General features: G+C 68.0%; 26 protein-coding genes. 15 read left to right on the top strand and 11 right to left on the bottom strand.

Annotated elements, in window-relative coordinates; genetic code table 11:
- Positions 1 to 54: 54 nt before the first annotated feature.
- Positions 55 to 738: a squalene/phytoene synthase family protein gene (locus ABC319_RS01990; protein WP_413068623.1), complete on the bottom strand. Its 684-nt coding sequence runs from the start codon at positions 736 to 738 to the stop codon at positions 55 to 57.
- A gap of 57 nt (positions 739 to 795) precedes the next feature.
- Between ABC319_RS01990 and ABC319_RS01985 the strand changes: the two genes are divergently transcribed.
- The 6 genes from ABC319_RS01985 (at position 796) to ABC319_RS01960 (ending at position 5,829) form a co-directional block, all read left to right on the top strand.
- Entirely contained in the window at positions 796 to 1,362 is a 567-nt protein-coding gene (locus tag ABC319_RS01985; protein ID WP_413068622.1) for a TadE/TadG family type IV pilus assembly protein, read from the top strand.
- Positions 1,359 to 1,892 carry a TadE/TadG family type IV pilus assembly protein gene (locus ABC319_RS01980; RefSeq protein WP_413068621.1) on the top strand — a complete coding sequence of 178 codons (534 nt, stop codon included), beginning with the start codon at positions 1,359 to 1,361 and terminating at the stop codon, positions 1,890 to 1,892. Before ABC319_RS01985 ends, ABC319_RS01980 begins: the two co-directional genes overlap by 4 nt.
- Positions 1,886 to 3,304, top strand: a complete 1,419-nt coding sequence (locus tag ABC319_RS01975) for a TadE/TadG family type IV pilus assembly protein (protein ID WP_413068620.1) — start codon at positions 1,886 to 1,888, stop codon at positions 3,302 to 3,304. Before ABC319_RS01980 ends, ABC319_RS01975 begins: the two co-directional genes overlap by 7 nt.
- Positions 3,305 to 3,479: 175 nt before the next feature.
- Entirely contained in the window at positions 3,480 to 3,962 is a 483-nt protein-coding gene (locus tag ABC319_RS01970; protein ID WP_413068619.1) for a TadE/TadG family type IV pilus assembly protein, read from the top strand.
- Positions 3,959 to 4,498: a TadE/TadG family type IV pilus assembly protein gene (locus tag ABC319_RS01965; protein WP_413068618.1), complete on the top strand. Its 540-nt coding sequence runs from the start codon at positions 3,959 to 3,961 to the stop codon at positions 4,496 to 4,498. The genes ABC319_RS01970 and ABC319_RS01965 overlap by 4 nt, the downstream gene beginning before the upstream one ends.
- On the top strand, positions 4,486 to 5,829 hold the full coding sequence (locus ABC319_RS01960; protein WP_413068617.1) for a TadE/TadG family type IV pilus assembly protein: 1,344 nt from the start codon (positions 4,486 to 4,488) through the stop codon (positions 5,827 to 5,829). Before ABC319_RS01965 ends, ABC319_RS01960 begins: the two co-directional genes overlap by 13 nt.
- Before the next feature lie 85 nt (positions 5,830 to 5,914).
- On the opposite strand, the gene ABC319_RS01955 is transcribed toward ABC319_RS01960, so the two are convergent.
- Complete coding sequence (locus tag ABC319_RS01955) at positions 5,915 to 7,336, bottom strand: pyruvate dehydrogenase complex E1 component subunit beta (protein ID WP_413068616.1); 1,422 nt, start codon at positions 7,334 to 7,336, stop codon at positions 5,915 to 5,917.
- 1 nt (position 7,337) lies between these two features.
- Entirely contained in the window at positions 7,338 to 8,378 is a 1,041-nt protein-coding gene (pdhA, locus tag ABC319_RS01950) for a pyruvate dehydrogenase (acetyl-transferring) E1 component subunit alpha (protein ID WP_413068615.1), read from the bottom strand.
- 124 nt (positions 8,379 to 8,502) lie between these two features.
- Here pdhA and ABC319_RS01945 point away from each other — a divergent pair, with 124 nt between their 5' ends.
- From ABC319_RS01945 to ABC319_RS01935, 3 genes are read left to right on the top strand one after another with little or no spacing between them, the layout of a single operon-like run.
- The gene (locus ABC319_RS01945; RefSeq protein WP_413068614.1) at positions 8,503 to 9,831 is read left to right on the top strand and encodes an MFS transporter; all 1,329 of its coding nucleotides are present in this window, start codon (positions 8,503 to 8,505) and stop codon (positions 9,829 to 9,831) included.
- A gap of 23 nt (positions 9,832 to 9,854) precedes the next feature.
- Positions 9,855 to 10,775, top strand: coding sequence for a cysteine synthase A (gene cysK / locus ABC319_RS01940; protein WP_413068613.1), 921 nt, complete (start codon positions 9,855 to 9,857; stop codon positions 10,773 to 10,775).
- Positions 10,772 to 12,058: a cell wall hydrolase gene (locus tag ABC319_RS01935; protein WP_413068612.1), complete on the top strand. Its 1,287-nt coding sequence runs from the start codon at positions 10,772 to 10,774 to the stop codon at positions 12,056 to 12,058. Before cysK ends, ABC319_RS01935 begins: the two co-directional genes overlap by 4 nt.
- Positions 12,059 to 12,100: 42 nt before the next feature.
- On the opposite strand, the gene ABC319_RS01930 is transcribed toward ABC319_RS01935, so the two are convergent.
- From ABC319_RS01930 to hisI, 4 genes are read right to left on the bottom strand one after another with little or no spacing between them, the layout of a single operon-like run.
- Positions 12,101 to 13,903 (bottom strand): acyl-CoA dehydrogenase C-terminal domain-containing protein, encoded by a 1,803-nt coding sequence (locus ABC319_RS01930; protein ID WP_413068611.1) that lies wholly within the window; start codon positions 13,901 to 13,903, stop codon positions 12,101 to 12,103.
- A 12-nt stretch (positions 13,904 to 13,915) separates the two neighbouring features.
- The gene (locus ABC319_RS01925) at positions 13,916 to 14,347 is read right to left on the bottom strand and encodes a MerR family transcriptional regulator (protein ID WP_413068610.1); all 432 of its coding nucleotides are present in this window, start codon (positions 14,345 to 14,347) and stop codon (positions 13,916 to 13,918) included.
- Positions 14,348 to 14,384: 37 nt separating this feature from the next.
- On the bottom strand, positions 14,385 to 14,891 hold the full coding sequence (locus ABC319_RS01920; protein WP_413068609.1) for a hypothetical protein: 507 nt from the start codon (positions 14,889 to 14,891) through the stop codon (positions 14,385 to 14,387).
- The gene (gene hisI / locus ABC319_RS01915) at positions 14,888 to 15,247 is read right to left on the bottom strand and encodes a phosphoribosyl-AMP cyclohydrolase (RefSeq protein WP_413068608.1); all 360 of its coding nucleotides are present in this window, start codon (positions 15,245 to 15,247) and stop codon (positions 14,888 to 14,890) included. The genes ABC319_RS01920 and hisI overlap by 4 nt, the downstream gene beginning before the upstream one ends.
- A 203-nt stretch (positions 15,248 to 15,450) precedes the next feature.
- On the opposite strand from hisI, the gene ABC319_RS01910 reads away from it, so the two are divergent.
- A complete protein-coding gene (locus ABC319_RS01910; RefSeq protein WP_413068607.1) occupies positions 15,451 to 15,750 on the top strand; it encodes a GIY-YIG nuclease family protein in 300 nt (99 codons plus the stop codon).
- 246 nt (positions 15,751 to 15,996) lie between these two features.
- On the opposite strand, the gene ABC319_RS01905 is transcribed toward ABC319_RS01910, so the two are convergent.
- Positions 15,997 to 16,248, bottom strand: coding sequence for a DUF7218 family protein (locus tag ABC319_RS01905; RefSeq protein ID WP_413068606.1), 252 nt, complete (start codon positions 16,246 to 16,248; stop codon positions 15,997 to 15,999).
- 128 nt (positions 16,249 to 16,376) lie between these two features.
- On the opposite strand from ABC319_RS01905, the gene purF reads away from it, so the two are divergent.
- Positions 16,377 to 17,834, top strand: a complete 1,458-nt coding sequence (purF, locus tag ABC319_RS01900; protein WP_413068605.1) for an amidophosphoribosyltransferase — start codon at positions 16,377 to 16,379, stop codon at positions 17,832 to 17,834.
- Between the two features lie 17 nt (positions 17,835 to 17,851).
- Complete coding sequence (locus ABC319_RS01895; protein WP_413068604.1) at positions 17,852 to 18,562, top strand: SDR family NAD(P)-dependent oxidoreductase; 711 nt, start codon at positions 17,852 to 17,854, stop codon at positions 18,560 to 18,562.
- A gap of 3 nt (positions 18,563 to 18,565) precedes the next feature.
- Here the strand turns inward: ABC319_RS01895 and ABC319_RS01890 are convergent, their stop codons facing one another.
- Positions 18,566 to 19,792: a class I SAM-dependent methyltransferase gene (locus tag ABC319_RS01890; protein ID WP_413068603.1), complete on the bottom strand. Its 1,227-nt coding sequence runs from the start codon at positions 19,790 to 19,792 to the stop codon at positions 18,566 to 18,568.
- A 213-nt stretch (positions 19,793 to 20,005) separates the two neighbouring features.
- Here ABC319_RS01890 and ABC319_RS01885 point away from each other — a divergent pair, with 213 nt between their 5' ends.
- Positions 20,006 to 20,473 carry a nuclear transport factor 2 family protein gene (locus tag ABC319_RS01885; RefSeq protein ID WP_413068602.1) on the top strand — a complete coding sequence of 156 codons (468 nt, stop codon included), beginning with the start codon at positions 20,006 to 20,008 and terminating at the stop codon, positions 20,471 to 20,473.
- A 23-nt stretch (positions 20,474 to 20,496) separates the two neighbouring features.
- Here ABC319_RS01885 and ABC319_RS01880 read toward each other — a convergent pair whose 3' ends face one another.
- On the bottom strand, positions 20,497 to 21,858 hold the full coding sequence (locus tag ABC319_RS01880; RefSeq protein ID WP_413068601.1) for a cryptochrome/photolyase family protein: 1,362 nt from the start codon (positions 21,856 to 21,858) through the stop codon (positions 20,497 to 20,499).
- 61 nt (positions 21,859 to 21,919) lie between these two features.
- A complete protein-coding gene (locus tag ABC319_RS01875; protein WP_413071586.1) occupies positions 21,920 to 22,819 on the bottom strand; it encodes a histone deacetylase family protein in 900 nt (299 codons plus the stop codon).
- Positions 22,820 to 22,866: 47 nt separating this feature from the next.
- On the opposite strand from ABC319_RS01875, the gene ABC319_RS01870 reads away from it, so the two are divergent.
- Together ABC319_RS01870 and ABC319_RS01865 are read left to right on the top strand one after the other, a co-directional pair.
- The gene (locus ABC319_RS01870) at positions 22,867 to 23,841 is read left to right on the top strand and encodes an alpha/beta hydrolase (protein WP_413068600.1); all 975 of its coding nucleotides are present in this window, start codon (positions 22,867 to 22,869) and stop codon (positions 23,839 to 23,841) included.
- Positions 23,841 to 24,326 carry an RNA pyrophosphohydrolase gene (locus ABC319_RS01865; protein WP_413068599.1) on the top strand — a complete coding sequence of 162 codons (486 nt, stop codon included), beginning with the start codon at positions 23,841 to 23,843 and terminating at the stop codon, positions 24,324 to 24,326. Before ABC319_RS01870 ends, ABC319_RS01865 begins: the two co-directional genes overlap by 1 nt.
- Positions 24,327 to 24,362: the final 36 nt, after the last annotated feature.

Genomic DNA, 24,362 nt, shown 5'->3' with positions numbered 1-24,362 from the left:
CCCCCGATCGTCCCCGCCCGACGCTACCCGCCGGAACGGGCATCCGGCAACCCGTCAGCGACCGGTCAGCCGATGCAGGACCAGCCGCGCCAGACGCAGCGGATGCCCCGGCGGACGAAGCTCCGGCGCAACGTCCATCGTCGCGATCAGCGTCAGCGCCCCCAGCCCTCGCGCCGGCCGCGACCAGCGCCGGGCGAAGACCTCCTCCAGCCGCTCCCTGGCGCCCAGCTTCGCCCGCATCGCCGCGGCGGGATCGGAGAGGTTCGCGGCCACGTCGGCCAGCGCCCAGCCCTCGCCCGCCGCGATCAACGGTTCGTCACCGGCACCCGACAATCGACCCGCCAGCACGAACAGCTGCCCGCCCCGCGCCCGCGCATGCGTTGCCAGCACCTGATCGTCGGCCACCTCTCCGTCCAGCAACGCTTCCCACCCGTCGATCATCGCCGCCACATCACGCCCCTTCACCGTGTCACCGATGACCGTGGCGGCGATGTCGGCCAGCACCGGTTCGGCGGGGGCCGGCGCATCATCGAGACGCTCCAGCGCTTCGTGCCACCAGGTGAGGCGCATCTGGCCCACCATCGGCTCCCGCGTCGACCGCACGATCGCGCCCAGCCGCTCGTCGAGGGCGATCAGTGCCGCGAGCCCGTCTCTGGCGTCGGCCGGGGCATAACCGATCGCCAGGTGCCGCTCGGCGGTGCGCGCATCGGTCGGGGAAGAAGGATTCTTAACATTCATCTGGCAGACGTCCTTAGGATATTTCGGAAGTCGGCTGAATCGATGTCGTTGCAAAGCTTGATCCATTTTCGACAGCGGATCGCCACCACGCTCAGTGGTACCGGTCGGCTGGCGGGCCTCGCCGGTGACGTTCGGGGAGCGGTCGTCATGGAGTTCGCGATCTGCTCGGCCGCGTTCCTCGCACTGCTGATCGCCTGCGCACAGACCGTCCTCATCTTCTTCGCCCAGCAGGCGCTGCAGACCGCGGCAGAGGGCGGTGCCCGGTACATCATGACTGGGCAGGCCAGCAACGACGCCATGACCGCTGACCAGTTCCGCTCCTATGCGTGCGGCCGGATCCCGCCCATCTTCGATTGCAGCAAGCTGATCGTCGACGTGCGCAGTGCCACCAGCTTCGACGGCATCGACACCGGTAGCCCGACCGTCACCTATAATGCGTCGGGCGACGCGAACAACAACTGGCAGTTCACCACCGGATCGGCCGGCACGATCATGATCGTCCGGGTCATGTACCTCTGGAACACCCAGATGGGTCCGCTGAACCTGGATTTCTCCAACGCGGGCAGCGGCAAGCGGCTGCTGGTCGGTACGATGGTCTTCAAGTCGGAACCGTACAAGGCATGACCCGCTCCCCGCTCCTCCGGTGCGGCGATGACCGGCGCGGCATCGCGCTTGTCGAGTTCGCTCTGCTCCTGCCGGTAATGCTCACCCTGTTCCTGGGCGGTTTCCAGCTGTCTCAGGCATCGGCATGCCAGCGCCGCGTGACCATCGTCGCGCGCGCCATCGCCGATCTGGTGTCGCAATACGACACGATCGACGTCACGCAGGTCGATGCGATCCTGAACGCGTCGACCCAGATCATGGCGCCGTACGACGTCACCGTTGCCCGCTCGCGCGTCAGCCTGATCAAGGTCGACGCCAGCAAGAACGTGACCGTCGTTTGGAGCGAGGGGAAGAACACGACGCCGCGTGGCACCGGCGCGTTCACCCTGCTGCCGACCGCGATGAAGATTGCCAACAGCTACTATGTGCTGGGCGAGGTCACCTACGACTACAACCCGATGAGCGGCCGCTTCGCGTGGCCGATCACCTTCACCCAGTCGCTGTACATGGTTCCCCGCAAATCGAATTCCGTGGATTGCTCGACATGCTGATGCGCAAGCTGGCGCCGTTCGCGCGCAGACTTTGGCGGGATCGCCGCGGTAACATGCTGATGATCTTCGCTTTCTCTGTTCTCCCGATCACCTTCGCGACGGGCATGGGCATCGACTACGCGGCCGCCATGCGCCTCCAGACCCGCCTGAACGCGGTGACCGATGCGGCCGCCCTGTCGGCGGTGACGTCCCCGATGATGAAGGAGGGAATGGACGACGCCTGCGCCGCCGCGCGCAGCACTTTCGAAAGCCAGGCCGCCAACATTACCGGCCTGACGATCAACACGAAGGTGCTGACGGGGCTGACGATCACGATCACCGATACGCTGGCGACCGGCGGCCCGGTGACCGTCATCTGCCCGGCGGTGGGTGCCCCCACCAATATTCCCTCGGCATTGCCGCTCAGCCGGACGGCCGCTGTCACCTACACCGCCCGTTCGGCGAACAGCTTCGCCGGCATTCTCGGGCGAGACACGCTGGGCATCGGCGGCACCGCCACGTCGAAGACGACGCTGGCGCCGTATATCGACATCCACATGGCGCTCGACACTTCGCAATCGATGGGTCTCGCCGCATCCAACGCGGATGCGGATGCCCTGTGGGACAAGACCAGATTGGCTAACGGCGACAGCAAGGGATGCACCTTTGGCTGTCACGTTTTCCAGGACGCAGAAGCTGATTCGCCAAACGTTAAAAATAAATGGTACGCATCCAACGAATTCATTGCGAATTACTATGGCATTCGGCTTCGAATAGATACACTGCGTGACGCAACCCAGGACATGCTGCAAACTGCGATCGATGGACAGAACGGCAACAAGTACTACCAATTCGCCCTCTATCGGATCGGCGCCAGCACGACTGACTATGCAACGCTGACCGACAATCTTTCAAATCTGAAGTCGCAGGTGCAATCCTTAACGCTTGGCCCGAATGACTCCTCGGGATTTGGCGACACCAATCTCGCCGACATGCTGGCGACCACCTACGACAAGATAAAGGTGAAAGGCGACGGCACCACCAAGGCGAAGGCTCGCGCTTTCCTGTTCATCGTGACCGATGGCGTGTCCGACGTGAAGGGCGGCGGCTGCGTCTACAGCCATTGCATGGCGACGGTCGATCCAACCAAGTGTCAGCGTTACAAGGACGCCGGCATCACGGTCGGCGTGGTGTACACGACCTATCTGCCGGTGAAATCCAATCCCAAGGCGAAGGTGGGCGACAAGGACTACAATTCGTTGCGCGACGAGTACACGAAGCTGGTACAGCCGCTCGCCGGCGACATCCGGCCGAACCTTGAGAAATGCTCGACACCGGGCTGGTTCTTCGAGGCGTCGGACGGGCCCGGCATTCACTCCGCGATGCAGAACCTCTTCCGGCAGGCTACTCAGACCCCGACGATCATCCGGTAACGGGTTTTCCGTCGAACCACCGGTTAGTCACAAGGATAGCACCGAAAGGTCCACGCCACTGCTGACGGCCGATCCGGGATGTTTACGCCTGACCCCCTAATTCGGGGCCATGTCGGTCCCATTATCGTCAGCTGATGCCCCGCCGCCGCCCCTCGCCACCGATCGGCGCGGGGCGGTGGCGGTGGAATTTGCGATCTGCTCGGCCGCGTTCTTCGCGCTGCTGCTCGCCTGCGCGCAGACCGTCCTGATCCTGTTCGCGCAACAGGTGCTGCAGACCGCCGCGGAAAGCGGCGCGCGCTACATCATGACCGGGCAGGCCAACCGGGCGGCGATGACCGCCGATCAGTTCCGCGCCTATGCGTGCTCGCAGATGCCGCCCATCGTCGACTGCAGCAAGCTGATGGTCGACGTGCGATCGGCACCCTCGTTCGATGCGATCGACACCGGTGACATCGCGCCGACCTATGATGCGTCGGGCAACGTCAACACCGGTCTCCAATTCAACGCCGGCAGCGCCGATGCGATCATGATCGTGCGGGTCATGTACCTGTGGAATGTCCAGCTCGGTCCGCTCGACCTCGACTTCTCGAACGCCGGCCGCGGCAAGCGGCTGCTGACCGGCACGATGGTCTTCCAGTCGGAACAGTACAACTCATGACATGCCTTGGATCGAACCTGCTGTGGCGGGACCGCCGCGGCCTCGCGCTGGTCGAATTCGCGCTGGTGCTTCCGGTCATGCTGACGCTGTTCCTGGGCGGCTTCCAGCTCACCCAGGCTTCGGCCTGCCAGCGGCGCGTCACGATCGTGGCACGCGCGATCGCCGACATCGTGTCGCGCAACGACGTGCTGACGGTGACCAAGGTCGCCACGATATTGTCCGCGTCCAGCGACATCATGGCCCCCTACGACGTGTCCGTCGCCCGCTCGCGCGTCAGCCTCGTCAAGGTCGACGGCAACCTCAACGTCACCGTCATGTGGAGCGAGGCGAGGAACACGGTCCAGCGCGACGTGGGGCCGTTCGCGGGCCTGCCGGCCGACATGAAGATCGCCAACAGCTACTATGTGCTGGGTGAGGTCAGCTACGACTACCGGCCGATCAGCGGCCGTTTCGCCTGGCCGATCAGCTTCACCCAGACGCTGTACATGGTGCCCCGCAAATCTGCCTATGTGGATTGCCCGACATGCGTCGCATGATGTCGCCGTTCCGGACACTCGCTCGCGATCGTCGCGGCAACGTGCTGATGATCTTCGCCTTCTCGATCCTGCCGATCACCTTCGCGACCGGCATGGGGATCGACTACACGACGGCGATGCGGCTGCGCACCCGGCTGAACGCCGCCGCCGACGCAGCGGCGCTCTCGGCGACGAGCCTGTCGACGATCACGCTAGACGCCGATGCGGCGCGGCAACGCGCGCTGCTGGTGTTCCGCACGCAGGTCGACGGGATGACCGGCCTCCTGCCGATCAACTATCTCGACACCGGCCAGATGGACATCCGTGTCGTCGACACCATGACGCCGAGCGAGGGATTGGTCCGCACCGCATCCGTCACCTATCACGCCCAATCCAGCAACAGCTTCTCCGGCATCCTCGGACGGGCGACGCTGGCGATCAGCGGCACGGCGGCTGCGAAGGCGAGCACCGCGCCCAACGTGGACTTCTACGTCATGATGGACATGTCGCCATCAATGGCGCTGCCCACGACGACGGCAGGGTTCAACCAGCTGAAGACCGCGACGGGCTGCGCCTTCGCCTGCCACAGCATCGACGATCGCAAGGCGCAGCTGAAGAACGGCGCCTGGGGCAGCCTCTATGACTATGCCGTGTCGTACGGTATTCCGCTGCGGGTAGATGCCGAGAGGGTGGCTGTCCAGAACCTGACCTACACCGCGACCAACGCTGCGGCCAACAATCATGCGACGTACCGGATTTCGGTGTCGACCTTCCACGTGCGCAATCAGTTCAAGACGATCGCGACCCTGAACGACAGCTTCGCCACGGTTCGCAGCCGCGCTGCCGGCGCGCAACTCCTCCAGGTCTACAGCAACAACCAGTTGACCAAGGGCAATTGGAACTGGGACGTCGATACCGATTACAAGGACATGTTCGGGCGGGCGATGACCATCATGCCAACCTTGGCAGGCAGTGGCATGAGCACGCCCGGCAACTCGCCGCAGGCGGTCATGATGATCATTACCGACGGCATGCGCGACGAGGATGACGGGGGGCGCCAGCTGGGCGCGCTGCCGGTCGCGCTGTGCGATGCGGTGAAGCAACGCGGCATCCGGATCGCCGTTCTCTACACCGAATATCTGCCCGATTCGATGACGGGCGACAATCGCTCCAGGGCGGAGGTGGACTGGGCGAGGGCCAACGTCGTGCCGAAGCTGCCGGGCGTCGCGCCCGCACTCCAGGCCTGCGCATCGCCGAACCTGTTTGCGCAGGTCACCACCGATGGCGACATCTCGGCGGCGCTCGAAACCCTGTTCCAGCGCGCCATCACAAGCTCGCGCCTGACGCAATAGCGCTCCGGTACGTGCTGGGGTGCGGAAACGAAGAAGGGCCCCGCCATCGCTGGCGGAGCCCTTCGCCTTCGGACTTCGGCGGCGTCTACTTGTAGCAGACCCGCTTCACCGCCTTCACCACCTTGTCCGCGTCGATCAGCGCCAGCTTCTCGAGGTTCGCGGCATAGGGCAGCGGCACGTCCTCGTTGGCGACGCGGAGCACCGGTGCGTCGAGGTCGTCGAAGCCCTCTTCCATCACGATCGCGGTGATCTCCGAGGCGATCGAGCAGGTCGGCCAGCCCTCTTCGGCGACGACCAGGCGATTGGTCTTGGCCAGGCTCTTCAGCACCGTTTCCTTGTCCAGCGGGCGCAGCGTGCGCAGGTCGATCACCTCCGCCTCGATGCCTTCCTTGGCCAGCCGGTCCGCGGCTTCCAGGCTGATGCCGACGCCGATCGAGTAGGACACGATCGTCACGTCCTTGCCCTCGCGCACGATCCGCGCCTTGCCGATCGGCAGAACCCAGTCGTCCAGCTTCGGCACGTCGAAGCTGCGGCCGTACATCAGCTCGTTTTCCAGGAAGACGACCGGATCGGTCGACCGGATCGCCGCCTTCAGCAACCCCTTCGCATCCGCCGCATCGTACGGAGCGATCACGATCAGGCCGGGCACGCTGGCATACCACGGGCCGTAGTTCTGCGAGTGCTGCGCGCCGACGCGGCTGGCGGCGCCGTTCGGCCCGCGAAACACGATCGGGCAGCGCATCTGCCCGCCCGACATGTAGTTCGTCTTGGCAGCCGAGTTGATGATGTGGTCGATCGCCTGCATGGCGAAGTTGAACGTCATGAACTCGACGATCGGACGCAATCCCGCCATCGCCGCACCGGTGCCGACGCCGGCGAAGCCGTATTCGGTGATCGGCGTGTCGATCACCCGCTTCTCGCCGAACTCGTCGAGCAGGCCCTGCGTCACCTTGTACGCGCCCTGATACTGGGCGACTTCCTCGCCCATCACGAACACGCGCTCGTCGGCCCGCATCTCCTCGGCCATCGCATCGCGCAGTGCCTCGCGAACGGTGGTCTTCACCATTTCGATGCCCTCGGGCACCTCGGGATCCTTCGCGCCCTGCTTCTCGGCATGGGCGACCAGCTGCTGCGTCCCGCTCTCCTGCTCGGCGGCGGCGGCACCCTCGGGCATCGGCGGCGCGTTCCTGTCGGTCGGCTCGTTCTTCGGCGCCGCGTTCGCGTCCTCGCCGCTGCGAGCCTCGGTGACGGAGGACGCATCCTCGCCCTCCTCGGCCAGCATCATGATGACGGTGCCGACCTTCACGTTGTCGGTTCCCTCGGCGACCATGATCTTGCCGACGGTACCTTCATCGACCGCCTCGAACTCCATCGTCGCCTTGTCGGTCTCGATCTCGGCCATGATGTCGCCGGATTTTACGCTGTCGCCTTCCTTCACCAGCCACTTGGCCAGCGTGCCCTCTTCCATCGTCGGAGACAGGGCCGGCATCTTGATTGCGATCGCCATCTCAGTAACGCTCCACCAGCACGTCGGTATAGAGTTCGTCCGCATCCGGCTCGGGCGTGCTCTCGGCGAAATCGGCGGCCTCGGCCACCTGCTTGCGGATCGCCTGTTCCAGCGTCTTCAGCTCGTCCTCCTTCACGCCGCGCTCTTCCAGCAGGCGTTTCACATGCTCGATCGGGTCGGACTTGTCGCGCACCGACTGCACCTCCTCGCGGCTCCGGTACTTGGCCGGATCCGACATCGAGTGGCCGCGATAGCGATAGGTCTTCATCTCCAGGATCACCGGGCCCTTGCCCGCGCGCACCCATTCCAGCGCCGTCTCGGCCGCGCCGCGGCATGCCAGCACGTCCATGCCGTCGACCTGGATGCCGGGGATGCGGAAGCTTTCGCCGCGGCGATACAGCTGGTCCTCGCTCGATGCGCGATTGACGCTGGTGCCCATGGCGTACTGGTTGTTCTCGATCACGAAGATGATCGGCAGCTTCCACAGCTCGGCCATGTTGAACGCTTCGTACACCTGGCCCTGGTTCGCCGCGCCGTCGCCGAAATAGGCCAGGCAGACGCCGCCGTCACCGCTGTACTTGTGCTTGAACGCAAGGCCGGCGCCCAGCGACACCTGCGCGCCGACGATGCCGTGCCCGCCATAGAATTTATGCTCGGTCGAGAACATGTGCATCGACCCGCCCTTGCCGCGGCTGATGCCCGCGCCGCGCCCGGTCAGCTCGGCCATGATGACCTGCGGATCGATGCCGTACGCCAGCATGTGGCCATGGTCGCGATAACCGGTGATGACCGAATCGCGCTCGCCGTCCAGCGCCGATTGCAGGCCGACGGCGACCGCCTCCTGCCCGATGTACAGATGGCAGAAGCCGCCGATCAGGCCCAGCCCATACAGCTGCCCCGCCTTCTCCTCGAAACGGCGGATCAGCAGCATTTCCTTGTAGAATTGCAGCAATTGCTTCTGCGTCGCCTCATAGGGTTGCGGCTCGCCGGGGCGTTCGCGGTTCGGGATCGGCGGTTCAGAGGCACGGGGGGCTTTGGCCACAGCAGAAACCTTGTTTTTCCGTAAGGGATGGACGGGGCCTATAGTCCCGGTTTGCCGCGAAGAGCAATTACCTGGGGTGTCGAATGGTTGCCCTTCGTTGCTGGCGGGGCCTAAAGCAGCCGCGATGGACCGTCCGACGCACCCGCTGCGCATCGCCAATTTCCGTGCCTACTGGCTTTCCCGCTTCAGCGGCACGATCGCCGTCAGCGCGATGTCGATCGTCATCGGCTGGCAGGTCTACAACCTCGCCCGCGAGACGATGGACGTGCGGCAGGCGGCGTTCATGCTCGGCATGATCGGCTTCGCGCAGTTCGTGCCGCTGTTCCTCCTCACCCCGATTACCGGGCTGGTCGCCGACAGCGTCGACCGGCGCTGGATCGTGCGCGGCACCACCGCGCTCCTCGTCGTCACCGCCGCGATCCTGTGGCTGCTGACCCGGTCGGGCGGGCTGGAGCTGTGGATGCTGTTCACCGCCGCGGTCGCGTTCGGCGTCGCCCGCGCTTTTTCCGGCCCGGCCTATTCCGCCCTCGCCCCCAATCTGGTGCCCCGCGCCAGCCTGCCCACCGCGATCGCGATCAGCTCGATCGCGTGGCAGGTCGGCACGATCGCCGGGCCCAGCGTCGGCGGCCTGCTCTACGCCATCCATCCGGAGGTCGCGTACGGCGTGGCGACGATCCTGTTCGCGGTCGCGCTCGGCTTCATGTTCCTGATCGGTCCGGTGCCGCAGCCGCCCGCCCAGACCGACCATCGCCCGCTCGCCCGCATCGCAGAGGGGTTCCGCTATGTCCGGCGCAACCGGCTGGTCCTGGCGGCGATCACGCTCGACCTGTTCGCGGTGCTGCTCGCCGGCGCCACCTCGCTGCTGCCGGTCTATGCCCGCGACATCCTGCACGTCGGCTCGCAGGGGCTGGGCGTGCTCGCCGCCGGGATGGGCATCGGCGCCGCCGTCACCGCCATCTGGTTCTCGTTCCGCCCGATGAGCACCAATGTCGGCAGGAAGATGCTGGCCGCCGTCGTCGTCTTCGGCCTCGCCATCCTGACGTTCGGCGTGGCGAGCGACATCACCGGCCTGCTCGGCATCCGGCCCGGTGTCGCGACGCTGCCCGGCGGCACGCTCCTCGCGCTGCACCCCGCCTTCATCCTCAGCCTGGCGGCGCTGATCGTGGCGGGCGGTGCCGACATGGTGTCGGTCTATGTCCGCCAGTCGCTGATCCAGCTCCACACCCCCGATGCGATGCGCGGCCGGGTCAGCGCGGTGTCGCAGCTGACCATCTCCGCGTCGAACGAACTGGGCGAGTTCGAGAGCGGGGTGATGGCCTCGCTCCTCGGTCCGGTCGGCGCGGTGGTGTTCGGCGGCGTCGGCGCGATCGCCGTCACGCTCGGCTGGGCGCGGCTGTTTCCGGAACTCGGACGCGCGCGAACCTTTGATCCCCCCGACATGCTCGAAATTTAGCCGCAGCACGGAGAAGCCAAGCCATGAAGGCGAACACCATCCTCGACACGATCGGCCGCACCCCGCACATTCGGGTCCAGCGGCTGTTCCCGGGTTCCGAAGTGTGGATCAAGTCCGAGCGGTCGAACCCCGGCGGCTCGATCAAGGATCGCATCGCGCTGGCCATGGTCGAGGCGGCGGAGGCATCCGGCGAGCTCCAGCCCGGCGGCACCATCATCGAGCCGACCAGCGGCAACACCGGCATCGGCCTGGCGCTCGTCGCCGCGGTGAAGGGCTACAAGCTGGTCCTCGTCATGCCCGAGAGCATGTCGCTGGAACGCCGTCGCCTGATGCTCGCCTACGGTGCCAGCTTCGACCTGACCCCGCGTGAAAAGGGTATGAAGGGTGCGATCGAGCGTGCGCTGGAACTGGTCGAGCAGACCCCCGGCTCGTGGATGCCGCAGCAGTTCGAGAATCCCGCCAACATCGACGTCCATGTCCGCACCACCGCGCAGGAGATCCTCGAGGATTTCCGCGACACCCCGATCGACGTGATCGTGACCGGCGTCGGCACCGGCGGCCACATCACCGGCGTTGCCGAGACGCTGAAGAAGGAATGGCCCGGCCTGAAGGTCTTCGCGGTCGAACCCGCCGCGTCGCCCGTCATCTCCGGCGGCCAGCCGGGGCCGCATCCGATCCAGGGCATCGGTGCCGGCTTCGTCCCGCGCAACCTCCACACCCAGTCGCTCGACGGCGTGATCGAGGTCGATGCCGCCGTCGCCAAGGACATGGCCCGCCGCGCCGCGCGCGAGGAGGGGATGCTGGTCGGCATCTCATCGGGCGCCACGCTCGCCGCGATCCTCCAGAAGCTGCCCGACCTGCCCGACGGTGCCCGCGTCCTCGGCTTCAACTACGACACGGGCGAGCGGTATCTGTCGGTGCCGGACTTCCTGCCCGAACAGTGACCGTCCATTCACGGCCCGGCATCGCGATCCGGGCGATCCTCACGCTGATCGCCGGCGTCGGCGTGGCGGTGCCCGCGCTCGTCGTCGGCACTGCCCCGCCGCCTGCGATCGCGCGGGCGCGCAAGGCCGTACCGCCGCGCCGCATCGTCCCGCCCAGCGTCCTGCCCGCCGTCGAGCCGGTCGAGCTGGTCGACCTCTCGCTCGACGAGGCGCGCGCCTACAATGCCGACGTGCCGTTCGTCCGTGGCCCCAACCCCGCCGCCCGGCCCTTCCGCTCGGCCGACGGGCCGGAGGATCTCGCCCGCGCCACCGACTGCCTCGCCGCCGCCGTGCTGTACGAGGCGGGGAACGACGCCGTCGGGCAAAAGGCGGTGGCGCAGGTCGTCCTGAACCGCGTTCGCCATCCCGCCTTTCCCAAGACGGTCTGCGGCGTCGTGTTCGAGGGGCAGGACCGCCGCACCGGCTGCCAGTTCACTTTCACCTGCGACGGCGCGCTGACCCGCTGGCAGCCGCCGGCCGCGATGTGGACGCGCGCCCGCGCGGTCGCCGCCGCGGCGCTGGCGGGCGCGGTGTACCGCCCGGTCGGCTACGCCACCCATTACCATACCGACTGGGTGGTGCCCTATTGGCAGTCCAGCCTCGACAAGATCGCCGCAGTCGGCACCCATCTGTTCTTCCGCTGGACCGGCTGGTGGGGCACGCCCGCCGCCTTCCGGCGGCAGGTCCTCGCGACCGAGCCGGTGATCCAGAAGATCGCCGCCTTCTCCGACGCGCACAGCACCGCCCATGCCACGCAAGAGGCCGATGCCGCCGTCGACGCGGCCGCGCTCGCGACCGCACTCGTCGCCAACATGCCCGCCCCCGCCGTCCCCGGCGAGGCCGACAGCATTCTGGCGGTGCTGCCTGCCGGCGTGACACCGGAGGACTATCCGAAACTCGCGCAGACCGCCTGCGGGCCGCGCGATCGTTGCAAGTATCTCGGCTGGACCGACGCCAGATCGGTACCGAAGGCAGCGGCGCCGGACGCCGTTCAGCTGGCGGCGATGGCGTTCAGCTATCTGCGCGACCGTCCCGCCGGACTGGAGCGAACGCTGTGGAACTGCACCCTCTATCCCCGCACCCGCCCCGGCGGCTGCATGAAGCGCCAGCCGCTGCCCGCGCCGACGCCGACCAGCGCGGCAAGCGCGATCCTGACGAAGGGGCCGGCAGATCTGGGCGGCATCAGGCGCCCCGCACCCGGCCCGGCGCCGGCACCCACCGCCACACCGGCGCCGCACCACTGACGCCTTGCGGCCGGGCACGGACGAGCCGGCCCGGCCCTTTCCTCACGCCGCCCGGAACATCTCGACCGGCAGCGCCATCAGGGCCTCGGCCCCGCCCTCGATCTTGCGGCGCAGCGCGCCCGCATCGGGCAGCACCCGCTCGCCGAAGAAGCGCGCCGTCACCAGCTTGGCGTCCAGGAACGCCGCATCGCCCTCTCCCGCCGCTTTCAGCCGGGCCGCGGCGCTCGCCATGCGCAACCACATCAGCCCGGTCGCCACCAGCCCCATCAGGTGCATGTAGCTGACCGCGCCGGCACCGACATTGTTCGGGTCCTTCATCCCGTTCGCCAGGAACCACATCGTCGCCGCCTGCAATTCGCCCAGCGCCTTTTCCAGTCGACCGGCGAAATCCGCCACCGTCGCCTCGCCCTTCGCCGCCGCGCACTCCGCACTCACGATCGCGAACAGCGCCTGCACCGCGCGGCCACCGTTCTGCGCCAGCTTGCGCCCGACCAGGTCCATCGCCTGGACGCCGTTCGTCCCCTCGTAAATCTGGGCGATCCGCGCATCGCGGACATACTGCTCCATGCCCCACTCGCGGATATAGCCGTGGCCGCCGTAGACCTGCTGGGCGTTGGTCGCGATCTCGTACCCCTTGTCGGTGCCCACGCCCTTGATGACCGGGGTAAGCAGCCCGATCAGGTCGGCCGCGGTCTGCCGCTCTTCCTCGGTCCCGGCCTTGTGCTCCAGGTCGACCTGCAACGCCCCCCACAGGCACAGCGCGCGCAGCCCCTCGGTCCAGGCCTTCGCCTCCATCAGCATGCGACGCACGTCGGGATGGACGAACAGCGTGTCGGCCTTCTCGCCCGGCTCGGCCGGGCCGGTCAGCGCGCGGCCCTGCCGGCGATCGTCGGCATAGGCGACGGCATTCTGGTACGCCGTCTCGGCCACGCCCAGCCCCTGCAGGCCCACGCCCAGCCGCGCCGCGTTCATCATGATGAACATCGCGGCCAGCCCCTTCATCTCCTCGCCGACCAGCCAGCCGGTCGCCCCGTCGTAATTCATCACGCAGGTCGAATTGCCGTGGATGCCCATCTTGTGCTCGATCGACCCGCACGACACCGCGTTGCGCGCGCCGGGCGATCCGTCGTCGTTCACCATCACCTTGGGCACCACGAACAGGCTGATCCCCTTCGAGCTGTCCGGCGCCCCCGGCGTCTTGGCCAGCACCAGATGGATGATGTTGTCGGTCAGGTCGTGCTCGCCCGCCGAGATGAAGATCTTGGTGCCGGTGATCGAATAGCTGCCGTCGCCCTGCGGCTCCGCACGGGTGCGGATCAGGCCCAGGTCGGTGCCGCACTGCGGCTCCGTCAGGTTCATCGTCCCGCCCCACTCGCCCGATACCATCCGCGGCAGGTACTTCTCCTGCTGCTCGGGCGATCCCTTCACCACCAGTGCCGCGATCGCGCCGTGCGCCAGCCCCGGATACATCGCGAACGCCATGTTGGCGGAGATCATATATTCCTGGAACGCGGTCGACACGACGTGCGGCATCGCCTGCCCGCCGAACGCCTCCGGCGCCGAAAGCGTGCCCCAGCCCGATTCGACGAACCGGGCGTAGGCTTCCTTGAAGCCGGGCGGCGTTGTCACCGACCCGTCGTCGTGACGGGTGCAGCCATGCTCGTCACCGACCTGGTTCAGCGGGAACAGCACCTCCGCGACGAAGCGGCCGCCCTCTTCCAGCACCGCATCGACGGTATCCGGCGTGGCGACGGCGAACCCGTCGACATTGGCGTGTCGATCCAGCCCGACGACATGTTCCAGCACGAAACGCGTGTCGCGGACGGGGGGCGTGTACTGCGGCATCCTCGTTGTTCCTTACTTGTCGCTATGGGCGTTCGGGGCGCCGGCCGTGGGTACGGTGGCGATGAAACCGGTCAGTTCGGCGATCGCGGCGTCGATGTCGCGCCGTTGCGCCTCCAGCGCCGCGATACGGGCGCGGCACCGCTCGATCGTCACCTGCCGCTGCACCCGGCGGCCATCGCCAAGATCGTACAGGTCGATCATCTCGCGGATCTCGCCCAGCGAGAATCCCACCCGCTTGCCGCGCAGGATCCACGCCAGCCGCGCGCGGTCGCGCTGCGAATAGATGCGCGCCGTGCCCCGTCGCTCGGGTGCGATCAGGCCCTCGTCCTCGTAGAATCGCAGGGCACGGGCGGTGACCCCGAATTCGCCGCACAGGTCGGAGATCGTGTGGGTCTCGCGATCGCCCATCGGCATGATCGGAGCATAGGACGCTGCATCGGCCATGACCGCTGCACTACATAACCTTTACGTAAACGTCAATCTATCCGCACAGCCGGCGCCCGTCCCGTCCACGCAGTGTCGCGGCTTCCGATGCCGAGTCGCTCTGCCGTTCCACCGCGAACGCCGCCAGCGACGCCCGACCGCGGCACAGGGCGGCGCAGGCCGATCCCACCTCGCCGGGAAAGATGATCCGCTCGCCGTCGAACCGGGCATCGATGCGGCACTCGCCGATCGTGATCCGCAACCGCTCGCCGCGCCGCTCCAGCACGCCGGCGCCGCTGCAATCCTGGCCATCGCCGTAATCGCTCAGGATGCCGATCCGCTGCACGCCGCCCGCACCGTCGACGATGCAGGCGCGGTCGGTGTCGCGCGCCCAGGCACCCGCCAGCGTCGTCGCCGCCGGATCGGGCACCAGCCCCTGTGCCACCGCCGCTTCCTCCAGCCGCGCGCCCGCGCTGCCGCTCTCGGCGGCCGGCACCGTGTCGTTGCCCGCCCCGCCGCCGCATCCCGCCAGCAGCAGCGCCGTCAGGCCGACAAGCACCTTCACGCGACCGGCACCAGCCCGTCGCCCTCGATCCGGCGATAGAAGCAGCTCTGCGCGCCGGTGTGGCAGGCGGGCCCGGCCGGATCGACGATCAGCCACAGCGCATCCTGATCGCAGTCGATCCGCATCTCCACGACGCGCAGCACGTTGCCGGATGTCTCGCCCTTCTTCCACAACCGCCCGCGACTGCGCGACCAGAACGTCGCCTCCCCTGTCGCCTGCGTCGCCGCCAGCGCCTCGGCGTTCATGTGCGCGACCATCAGCAGCGCGCCGTGCCGGTCGGACACCACGGCGGTGACAAGCCCCGCCGCATCATAGGCAGGGTCGAGGGACAGGCTACGATCGCGCGGTTCGGTCATCCCCCGCCTGTACCGCCCCGCCCCCTCCCCGTCACCCCGGACCCCCGCTACTCGCGACCGAAGACAGCGGGATCCCGGGTCAAGCTCGGGATGACGGACAGCGGTGGATCATGTCCGGCATGCCACGGCATGAGTTCGTACCGCCACCACCCTCCCCGTCACCCCGGGCTTGACCCGGGGCCCAGCTTCTTCAAACCCCGCATATGGGAGACAACCATCAGGGCGGCTGGCTCTACATCATCGCAAACCGCTATCGCGGCACGATGTACGTCGGCGTCACCGCCCATCTTGCCGCCCGCATCCACCAGCACCGCGCCGGCAAAGGCTCCGACTTCTGCGCGCGCTACGGCCTCGACCGGCTGGTATGGGCGGAGCGAGGCGACACCATCATGGCCTGCATCGAACACGAGAAGCGCCTGAAACGCTGGCGAAGAGAATGGAAGTTCGCGCTGATCGAACGAGGCAACCCCGACTGGAACGACCTGTCGGACCTGATCGCCTGACGGAGTTCGTCGTCACCCCGGGCTCGACCCGGGGTCCAGCTACCGGCAACCGCAGATAGCGCGGTCCCGGGTCAAGCCCGGGATGACGGAGAGGACGCCGCCCGTGTCCTACATCTGGCGCATGGGATAGAACAGGCTGATGCCCACTGCCATCCTTCCACCTTCAAACTTACGACAGTTCTGCTGTCGAAACGTCACCCCGTCACAACCCGAAACTTCCTCAACATTCGCGCAGCCGCGACACCCTCAACCATGCCCGCGGATCGCCTTCACCAGCCCCGCCTTGTCCAGCTTCGACCGACCGGCGATGCCGATCCGCGCCGCCTCCTTCATCAGCGCCGCCTTGGTCCGGTCCTCCAGCTGCACGCTGTCGTGCCTCAGCGTTCCCGCCGCTTTCGCATTGGCGATGCGTGCCGCCTTCTCGGCAGAATTTCCCTGCTTCTTCAGCTCTTCGTAGAGCGCGTGGTCCTTGATCTGGGGTCCGTGATCGCGTGCCATCGCCTGCTCTCCTTGCCGCCGGCGAAAACCACCGATGCGGCGGATCGCTCCGCCGATCGTGACAAACAGGCGACAACCCAGGTTATCGCTCCTATATGGCCAGCGCCACCAAGCGAGCCCCGCCTCCCATGCTGACGACCAATCCATTCGAAGACGACAAGCTGCGCGAAGAGTGTGGCGTGTTCGGTGTCTCCAACAGTCCCAGTGCCGCCGCGCTGGTCGCCCTCGGCCTCCATGCGCTCCAGCACCGGGGTCAGGAGGCGGCGGGGATCACTTCGTTCGACGGCGCACAGTTCCACACCCATCGCGCCATGGGTCACGTCGCGGGCAATTTCGACCGCGACGACGTGATCCGCTCGCTCCCCGGCACCGTCGCCGCGGGTCACGTCCGCTATTCGACCACGGGCGAGACGGCACTCCGCAATGTCCAGCCGCTCTATGCCGAGCTGGCTACCGGCGGCTTCGCCGTAGCGCACAACGGCAACATCTCCAATGCGATGAAGCTCCGGCGCGAGCTGGTCCAGCGCGGGTCGATCTTCCAGTCGACCTCGGATACCGAGACGATCATCCACCTGGTCGCCACCTCGAAATACCGGACCCTGCTCGACCGGTTCATCGATGCGCTGAAGCAGATCGAGGGGGCCTATTCGCTGGTCGTGATGACGCCGGAGGGGATGATCGCCTGCCGCGATCCGCTCGGCATCCGGCCGCTGGTGATGGGGCGTTTGGACGATGCGATCATCTTCGCGTCGGAAACCGTTGCGCTCGATGTCTGCGGCGCCACGTTCGAACGCGCGGTCGAGCCGGGCGAGCTGGTGATCGTGCAGGGCAGCGAGATCCGCTCGATCAAGCCATTCGCCCCCGTCCATGCCCGCCCGTGCATCTTCGAATGGGTGTATTTCTCGCGACCCGATTCGATCGTCGACGATCACTCGGTCTATTCGGTCCGCAAAGAGATCGGCGCGCAGCTGGCCGCGGAGTCGCCGGTGGAGGCCGATCTGGTCATCCCGGTACCCGATTCGGGTGTCCCCGCCGCGATCGGCTATGCGCAAGCCTCTGGTATTCCGTTCGAACTCGGCATCATCCGCTCGCACTATGTCGGGCGCACCTTCATCCAGCCGGGCGACAAGGTCCGCCATCTGGGCGTCAAGCTGAAGCACAATGCCAATCGCGCGCTGATCGAGGGGAAGCGCGTGATCCTGATCGACGATTCGATCGTACGCGGCACCACCTCGCTGAAGATCGTGCAGATGATGCGCGATGCCGGTGCGGCCGAGATCCACATGCGCATTGCCTCGCCGCCGACGCGGCACAGCTGCTTCTACGGCGTCGATACGCCGGAACGGGCCAAGTTGCTGGCACACAAGCTGGATATCGGCGGGATGACCGATTTCATCCATGCCGACAGCCTGGCGTTCGTATCGATCGACGGGCTGTACAAGGCGCTGGGCGAGGCGAAGCGGGCCGATGTGCGGCCCAATTACTGCGACGCCTGCTTCACCGGCGACTATCCCACCACCCTGACTGACCAGGACGACAGCGCGGAGGTGGACCAGTTCGCCCTCCTCGCCGAACGCGTCAACTGAACCGGAACCGTCAACCAATGATTGACCTGCCCCTGTCGGGCCAACTCGCGCTGGTCACCGGCGCCAGCCGCGGCATCGGTGCCGCCACCGCCCGCTCGCTGGCCGCCCAGGGCGCCCATGTCGTCGTCACCGCCCGCACCGCCAAGGCGCTGGAGGAGGTCGAGCAGGCGATCTTCGATGCCGGCGGATCGGCGACGATCGCCCCGCTCGACCTGACCGAGACCGATTCGATCGCGCGGCTGGCGACGGCGGTCGGCGAGCGGTGGAAGGCAATGGACGTGATGGTCCTGAACGCCGCCACGCTGGGCAGCCTGGCGGCGGTGCCGTCGATCGATGCCAAGGAGTTCGCCCGCGTCCTGACCCTGAACGTCAGCGCGCAGGCGGCGATGCTGACCGCGTTCGACCCGATGCTGCGCCGCGCCGCCGCCGGCAAGGTGATCGGCCTCACCTCCAGCGTGGCGCAGCGCCCGCGGGCCTATTGGGGTGCGTATGGCGCGTCGAAGGCGGCGTTCGAGACGCTGCTGGGCGCATACGGCGACGAGGTCGAGGCGCTGGGCAAGGTGCGTGTCGCGATCGTCGACCCCGGTGCCACCCGCACCGCGATGCGCGCCCGCGCCTATCCGGGCGAGGATCCCGCCTCGGTCAAGGAGCCGCAGGTCGTCGCGGACCGGATCGTCCGCCTCGCCATCGACGGCTACGGCGTCGGTCACCGCGAGCGGGTGGACTGACGCCTAGCGGGACCGGACCAGCGTCACCTGCGCCACGTCGATCCCGCCGCCGCGGAACCCGCCCTCGCAATACATCAGGTAATAACGCCACAACCGCCGGAAGCGTGCGTCCAGCCGCGCCGGCAGCCGCCCCTCGCGATCCGCCGCGTCGAACCGCTCGCGCCACAGCCGCAGCGTCTCGGCATAATCGGCCCCGAACCCGGTCCGGTCCTGCCACGACAACCCCCGCGCCTCGGCCAGCGCGCGGAACCGGCGCTCGGACAGCAGCATCCCGCCGGGGAAGACGTGGCGCTGGATGAAGTCGACCCCGCGGGCATAGGCGGGGAAGACATCGTCGGCGATCGCGATGTACTGGATCGCCGCCCGTCCGCCCGGCTTCAGCGCCCGCGCGATCGCATCGAGGTACGCGCCCCAATATTCCTGCCCGACCGCCTCGACCATCTCGATACTGGCGACCGCATCGAAGGTGCCGGTGATATCGCGGTAGTCGGTCAGGGAGACGGTGACACCGGGAAGATGACGCGCGTCCACCATCGCCTTCTGCTCCGCCGACAACGTCAGCGCGCAGACCTGCCGCCCCTCGGCCGCGGCGAGCGCCGCGAACGATCCCCAGCCGCAGCCGATCTCCAGAATGGCGTCGCCCGGCACCGTTGCGGTGCGCGCCAGGATCGCGCGCAGCTTGCGGTCCTGCCCCGCCGCCAGCGTCTCGCCGGGATGGGCGAACAGCGCGCTGGAATAGGTCAGCCCGTCGTCCAGCCACTCGCGATAAAAGTCGTTGCCCAGATCGTAATGCGCCGCGATGTTCCGCCGCGCGCCGGCGCGGTGATTGCGCCGCAGCCGGTGCCAGCCGCGCATCGCCAGCTTCACCGTGCCGCCCGGCCGCGCGGCGTTGCCGAGCGCGACGCGGTTGCGCATGAACAGGTCGAACAGCGGCACCGGATCGGGACTGGCCCAGTCGCCGGCATCCCATGCCTCGTACCAGCCGACCGACCCGCCGGTCGCCAGCTTCCACAGCGCGCGCCACCGATGCAGCATCACGACCGCGACCGGCCCGTCGACGCGCCCGCCGAGCAGCCGCGCGGTGCCATCCGGCAAGGTCGCCTCGATCGCGCCGCAGACCAGCCCGCGATCGATCCGGTCGAGCAGCCGGTGAAACGGTGCCGCGATCGCGGACGCGACCACCCCGCGCCCCGATCCCCGCCGGCGCTGTACGATACCCCCTGGCTTCATCCGCGGCCCCATGCACCGACGGACGGCGCGGCGCCAGAGCCGAAAGCGGGGCACGGGTCCGCCATGGTCTTCCGCCGGGATGAAGCGGGCGGGTTGACCCATGACCCCGGATCATAGGTGCTAGCCACTCGCTCCGTCTAATCCCGTGCCGTCTTCCGCGGTAGGACCGGTGTGCCGTCGGCCGGACCCATATCGAAGGAAGAGAACCCCGCCATGATCAAGACAATCATCCTTGCCATCGTCGCGACGACATCGCCGGTCATCGCGGCGGCCCAGACGGTGCCTGCGACCGCTGCCGAACGGACCGACCCGCGCGCGGCTGAGCTGATCGCATTGTCGCGGCAGAAGTGGCGGTGGATGGCCGACCGGAACATCGACGCGCTTTCCCGGCTGTTCGACGAAAAGGCGATCTTCGTCCATATGAGCCGCACGATGACCCAGCCGCAGGAGCTGGAGGTGATCCGCTCGGGGAACATCGAGTATCGCCGGGCCGACATCAAGGAAATCTCGGCGCGCTTCATCGGGGACACCGCGATCGTGGCGAGCCGTATCGATCTGCACGCGGTCGTGCGCGGTCAGGTGGCCGACAACCCGTTTTCCGTCACCGAGACCTATGTGAAGACGGGTGGCGACTGGAAGCTTGCCGCCCTTGCCTTCTCGAAAAGGTCCACCCCCAACTGATCGGGCACGGGCAAACCCGCCCCCTACACCGCGCGGTTCGCCGCCAGCGCTCGCTCCCTCGCCTCGCGGTGGCCGATGATCTTGGCCGGGTAGGCGGCGGGACGGCAGCCCGCCTCGTCGGGGTCATGGATCGCCGGATCGGGCAGGTCGGCCAGTTCGGGTACCCAGCGGCGGATATAGTCGCCCGCGTCGAACTTCTCCGACTGGCTGAGCGGCGCCATGATCCGTCCGAACATGTTGGCGTCGACGCCGGTGCCGGCGATCCATTGCCAGTTGACCGAGTTGTTGCCGTAGTCGGCATCGACCAGGCAGTCCCAGAACCAGCGCTCGCCCTCCCGCCAGTCGATCAGCAGGTGCTTCACCAGAAAGCTGGCGGTGATCATCCGGACACGGTTGTGCATCCAGCCGCTCTGCCACAGCTGGCGCATGCCGGCGTCGACGATCGGATAGCCGGTGCGCCCGCGCTGCCAGGCGCGCAGGTCGCGCTTCGCCGCGGCGCCGGTCCGCCAGCGCAGCTTGTCGTAGCGCGGCCGGCCGTTGACGTCGGCATAGTCGGGCAGCGCCAGGATGACACCGCGGGTGAAGTCGCGCCATGCGACCTCCTTGTGGAACTTCCACGCCTCGTCGCCGCCGGCCGCGGCGTGCCAGACCGCGCGGGCAGACACCTCGCCGTGATGGAGATGCGGGGACAGGCGGCTGGTGCCTTCCTCGGCGGGCAGGTTGCGGTCCGTCTCGTACCGGTCGACCTTGTCGGCGAGATCGGCCAGTCGCTCGCGCGCGGCATCCTCGCCGGGGACCCAGTCGGCATCGAAACCGCCCGACCAGTCCGGCCCGGTGGGGCGAAGCGCCCAGTCCTTCAGCGTGTCGCCCTTCGGCCAGTGGCCGGGGGCGGGGAGCTTCTTGGGCGCTGGTTCGGGGTGCGATGGCGGCAGATGTTCCTGCAACGCCTTCCAGAACGACGAATAGACGCGGAACGGCTGCCCGGCGCCGGTCCGCACCTGTTCGATCGGGGCGAGCTGGTTGCCGTCGTGCAGGCACAGCCGGTCGCCGAGCGACGCCTCCGCCTTGCGCCACCACGGTTCGTAATGACGCAGCGCGTGGATGCGGGCCGCTCCGGTCTCGTCCGCCAGCGCGGCGAGCACGTCTGCCGATGCGCCGCGCCGAAGGATCAGGCGGCTGCCCAGCGCGTGCAGCGCCTTGTCGAGTGACGCCAGGCTGTAGTGCAGCCACCAGCGTTGCGCCCCGCCGATCCGCCAGTCGCCCGGCGTCTCGTCGTCGAGGATGTAGACCGGGATGACCGGCCCCTCCGCCGCGGCGGCGATCAGGGCGGGCTGGTCGGCAAGGCGAAGGTCCTGGCGGAACCACAGGATCACGGGGTCGGTCATCGCCGCCCAACGCGCATCCGGCAGCGATGCTCCGCACCGAACTGCATCGGCATCGCGTCACCTAGGCGAGCAGCGCGTCGCCGAGGGTGAGGATGGCATCGACGTGGCGACGGGCGATCGCCATCACGTCGTCGCCATACCCGCCGCCCACCGTGCAGGCGAGCGGGATGCCACGCGCGGCCGCCAGCGCCGCGACCAGCCGCTCGCGCCGGATCAGCCCGTCTTCGGTCAGGCCCAGCCGGCCCAGCCGGTCGACGGCGAGCGGATCGACCCCAGCCTGATACAGGATCAATTGCGGCCGCAGGTCGTCGATCAGCGGAACGAGCGTCGTCGCCAGCGTCGCCAGATACTCCTCGTCACCGACCCCGTCCGCCAGCGGCACGTCGAGGGTCGAGCGGGCCTTGCGCGCCGGAAAGTTCTTGTCGGCGTGGATCGAATAGGTCGCGATCTCCGGTCGCCCGGCGGTCAGCGCGGCGGTGCCGTCGCCCTGATGGACGTCGACATCCACGATCAGCAACCGGTCGACCCGCCCTTCCTCCACCAGCCGCGTCGCCGCGACGGCGAGGTCGTTGAACACGCAATAGCCGGCGCCGGTATCGTGCAGCGCATGGTGGCTGCCCCCGGCGGTGTTGGCGGCGAAGCCGTGCTCCAGCGCCAGCAGCGCCGCCAGCCAGGTACCTCCCGGCACCGCCGCGGCGCGCTCCGCGACCGCCGTCGTCACCGGAAAGCCGATACGCCGCGTCTTGGCCGGGGGGACGCGCGCCTCCAGCACCTCGGCCACATAGTCGGGATCGTGCGTCGCCTCCAGCCAGCGGCGCGGCATCGGCTCGGGCTCGTGCCAGGTCACCCGCGCGCCCTCCGCCCGCAGCAGGTCGCGGATCGCGCCGTTCTTGCCCCAGCGATAGGTGGATCGCGCCGGTGCCTCGGTAACGTAGCTGGGATGATGGACGATGGGGATCACCCGACCTAGGTAGGTATCAGCGCCTGCCACCGCCATCGGAGCGATTGATGACCGACCATTATGTGCGTGCCGATGTCCGGCGGTTCCTCGATTACCTGAACGCCCTGCCCGGACCGCGCACGCACGAGCTGGACCCGCCCGCCGCGCGCCAGATGTTCGCGGCGAGCAAGGATCTGGTCGACCCGCCGGTCGGCGAACTGGCGGTCGACCGGGTCGTGACGATCCCGTCCGCCGCGGGCGACATCCCGGCACGGCTGTTCGACGCGACGGCGAACCGGCTGCCGGGACCGGTCGTCGTCTTCTATCACGGCGGCGGCTTCGTGTTCGGCACGGTCGATACCCATGCCAGCCTGTGCGCCGAGATCGCGCGGACGCTGGACCTGCCGGTCCTGTCGGTCGAGTACCGGCTGGCGCCCGAGCATCGCTGGCCCGCCGCGCCCGACGACGCGGAAGCGGCGGCGCGCTGGGTCGCGGGGAACCCCGCCGGGCTGGGCGTGACCGCGACCGGGCTGGTGCTGGTCGGCGACAGTGCGGGCGGCATGCTGGTCATCAACACCGCGATGGCGCTGCGCGACGCACCGGCGGCCGTGCCGGTGCTGGTGCAGGCGCCGATCTATCCGGTCACCGACCCGGCGGGCCGCTATCCCTCGTTCGACGAGTTCGCGGAAGGATATGTGCTGACCAAGGCGGCGATGCTGTGGTTCGGCGATGCCTATGCCGCCGATATCGAGCATATGCGCGGATCGCCGATGCGCGCCCCGCTCGCCGGCATGCCGCCGGCGGTGATCGTCGCCGCCAGCCTCGATCCGCTGCGCGATCAGGGCCGCGCCTATGCCGCGCGGCTGATCGAGGCGGGGGTGCCGACGGTGTACCGCGAGGCGGTGGGGACGATCCACGGCTTCGCCACCCTGCGCAAGGCGATCCCGTCGGCGGTGGGGGACATGGCCGGCTATCTGGTGGCACTGCGCGCGACGATCGCCGAGGCGGAGGGCGCGCGCGTCCAGCAGCAGGCGGCGGGATGATGCGGGACCTGCCCTACCGGCCGTGCGCCGGCGTGATGCTGGTCAACCGCGAGGGCCGCGTGTTCGTCGGCCAGCGGCTCGATTCGACGCTGGAGGCGTGGCAGATGCCGCAGGGCGGGATCGATCCGGGCGAGGAGGCGCTGGATGCCGCCGTCCGCGAGCTGTGGGAGGAAACCGGGGTCGCCGCCGATCATGCCGAGCTGATCGCCGAGGCGCCGGGCAGCTTCACCTACGACCTGCCCGACGAGTTGATCGGCAAGGTGTGGAAGGGCCGCTGGCGGGGACAGACGCAGCGCTGGTTCCTGTTCCGATTCACCGGGCAGGACGGCGACATCGACATCCGCACCGCCCATCCCGAGTTCCGGAGCTGGCGCTGGATCGATCCGGAGGACCTGCCGCGGCTGATCGTGCCATTCAAGCGCGTGCTGTACGAACAGGTGCTGGCCGCGTTCCGCCCCCACCTCACGGCATCGGCCGGACGCTGACGGGTTGCGGCGGGGGCTCTGTCGGCGGTAGCAGGG

The organism is Sphingomonas phoenicis, from assembly GCF_047238005.1.
Lineage (GTDB): Bacteria > Pseudomonadota > Alphaproteobacteria > Sphingomonadales > Sphingomonadaceae > Sphingomonas.
This window is presented reverse-complemented; position numbering and strand designations above follow the sequence as displayed.

Bases quoted from the DNA above. Each gene is read 5' to 3' on its own strand.
- ABC319_RS01955 (WP_413068616.1), bottom strand. From the start codon at position 7,336: ATGGCGATCGCAATCAAGATGCCGGCCCTGTCTCCGACGATGGAAGAG.
- ABC319_RS01895 (WP_413068604.1), top strand. From the start codon at position 17,852: ATGATTGACCTGCCCCTGTCGGGCCAACTCGCGCTGGTCACCGGCGCC.
- ABC319_RS01925 (WP_413068610.1), bottom strand. From the start codon at position 14,347: ATGGCCGATGCAGCGTCCTATGCTCCGATCATGCCGATGGGCGATCGC.
- ABC319_RS01990 (WP_413068623.1), bottom strand. From the start codon at position 738: ATGAATGTTAAGAATCCTTCTTCCCCGACCGATGCGCGCACCGCCGAG.
- ABC319_RS01870 (WP_413068600.1), top strand. From the start codon at position 22,867: ATGACCGACCATTATGTGCGTGCCGATGTCCGGCGGTTCCTCGATTAC.
- purF (WP_413068605.1), top strand. From the start codon at position 16,377: ATGCTGACGACCAATCCATTCGAAGACGACAAGCTGCGCGAAGAGTGT.
- ABC319_RS01930 (WP_413068611.1), bottom strand. From the start codon at position 13,903: ATGCCGCAGTACACGCCCCCCGTCCGCGACACGCGTTTCGTGCTGGAA.
- ABC319_RS01865 (WP_413068599.1), top strand. From the start codon at position 23,841: ATGCGGGACCTGCCCTACCGGCCGTGCGCCGGCGTGATGCTGGTCAAC.
- ABC319_RS01965 (WP_413068618.1), top strand. From the start codon at position 3,959: ATGACATGCCTTGGATCGAACCTGCTGTGGCGGGACCGCCGCGGCCTC.
- ABC319_RS01960 (WP_413068617.1), top strand. From the start codon at position 4,486: ATGCGTCGCATGATGTCGCCGTTCCGGACACTCGCTCGCGATCGTCGC.
- ABC319_RS01905 (WP_413068606.1), bottom strand. From the start codon at position 16,248: ATGGCACGCGATCACGGACCCCAGATCAAGGACCACGCGCTCTACGAA.
- ABC319_RS01975 (WP_413068620.1), top strand. From the start codon at position 1,886: ATGCTGATGCGCAAGCTGGCGCCGTTCGCGCGCAGACTTTGGCGGGAT.
- ABC319_RS01890 (WP_413068603.1), bottom strand. From the start codon at position 19,792: ATGAAGCCAGGGGGTATCGTACAGCGCCGGCGGGGATCGGGGCGCGGG.
- ABC319_RS01945 (WP_413068614.1), top strand. From the start codon at position 8,503: ATGGACCGTCCGACGCACCCGCTGCGCATCGCCAATTTCCGTGCCTAC.
- ABC319_RS01910 (WP_413068607.1), top strand. From the start codon at position 15,451: ATGGGAGACAACCATCAGGGCGGCTGGCTCTACATCATCGCAAACCGC.
- ABC319_RS01980 (WP_413068621.1), top strand. From the start codon at position 1,359: ATGACCCGCTCCCCGCTCCTCCGGTGCGGCGATGACCGGCGCGGCATC.
- ABC319_RS01880 (WP_413068601.1), bottom strand. From the start codon at position 21,858: ATGACCGACCCCGTGATCCTGTGGTTCCGCCAGGACCTTCGCCTTGCC.
- ABC319_RS01885 (WP_413068602.1), top strand. From the start codon at position 20,006: ATGATCAAGACAATCATCCTTGCCATCGTCGCGACGACATCGCCGGTC.
- cysK (WP_413068613.1), top strand. From the start codon at position 9,855: ATGAAGGCGAACACCATCCTCGACACGATCGGCCGCACCCCGCACATT.
- hisI (WP_413068608.1), bottom strand. From the start codon at position 15,247: ATGACCGAACCGCGCGATCGTAGCCTGTCCCTCGACCCTGCCTATGAT.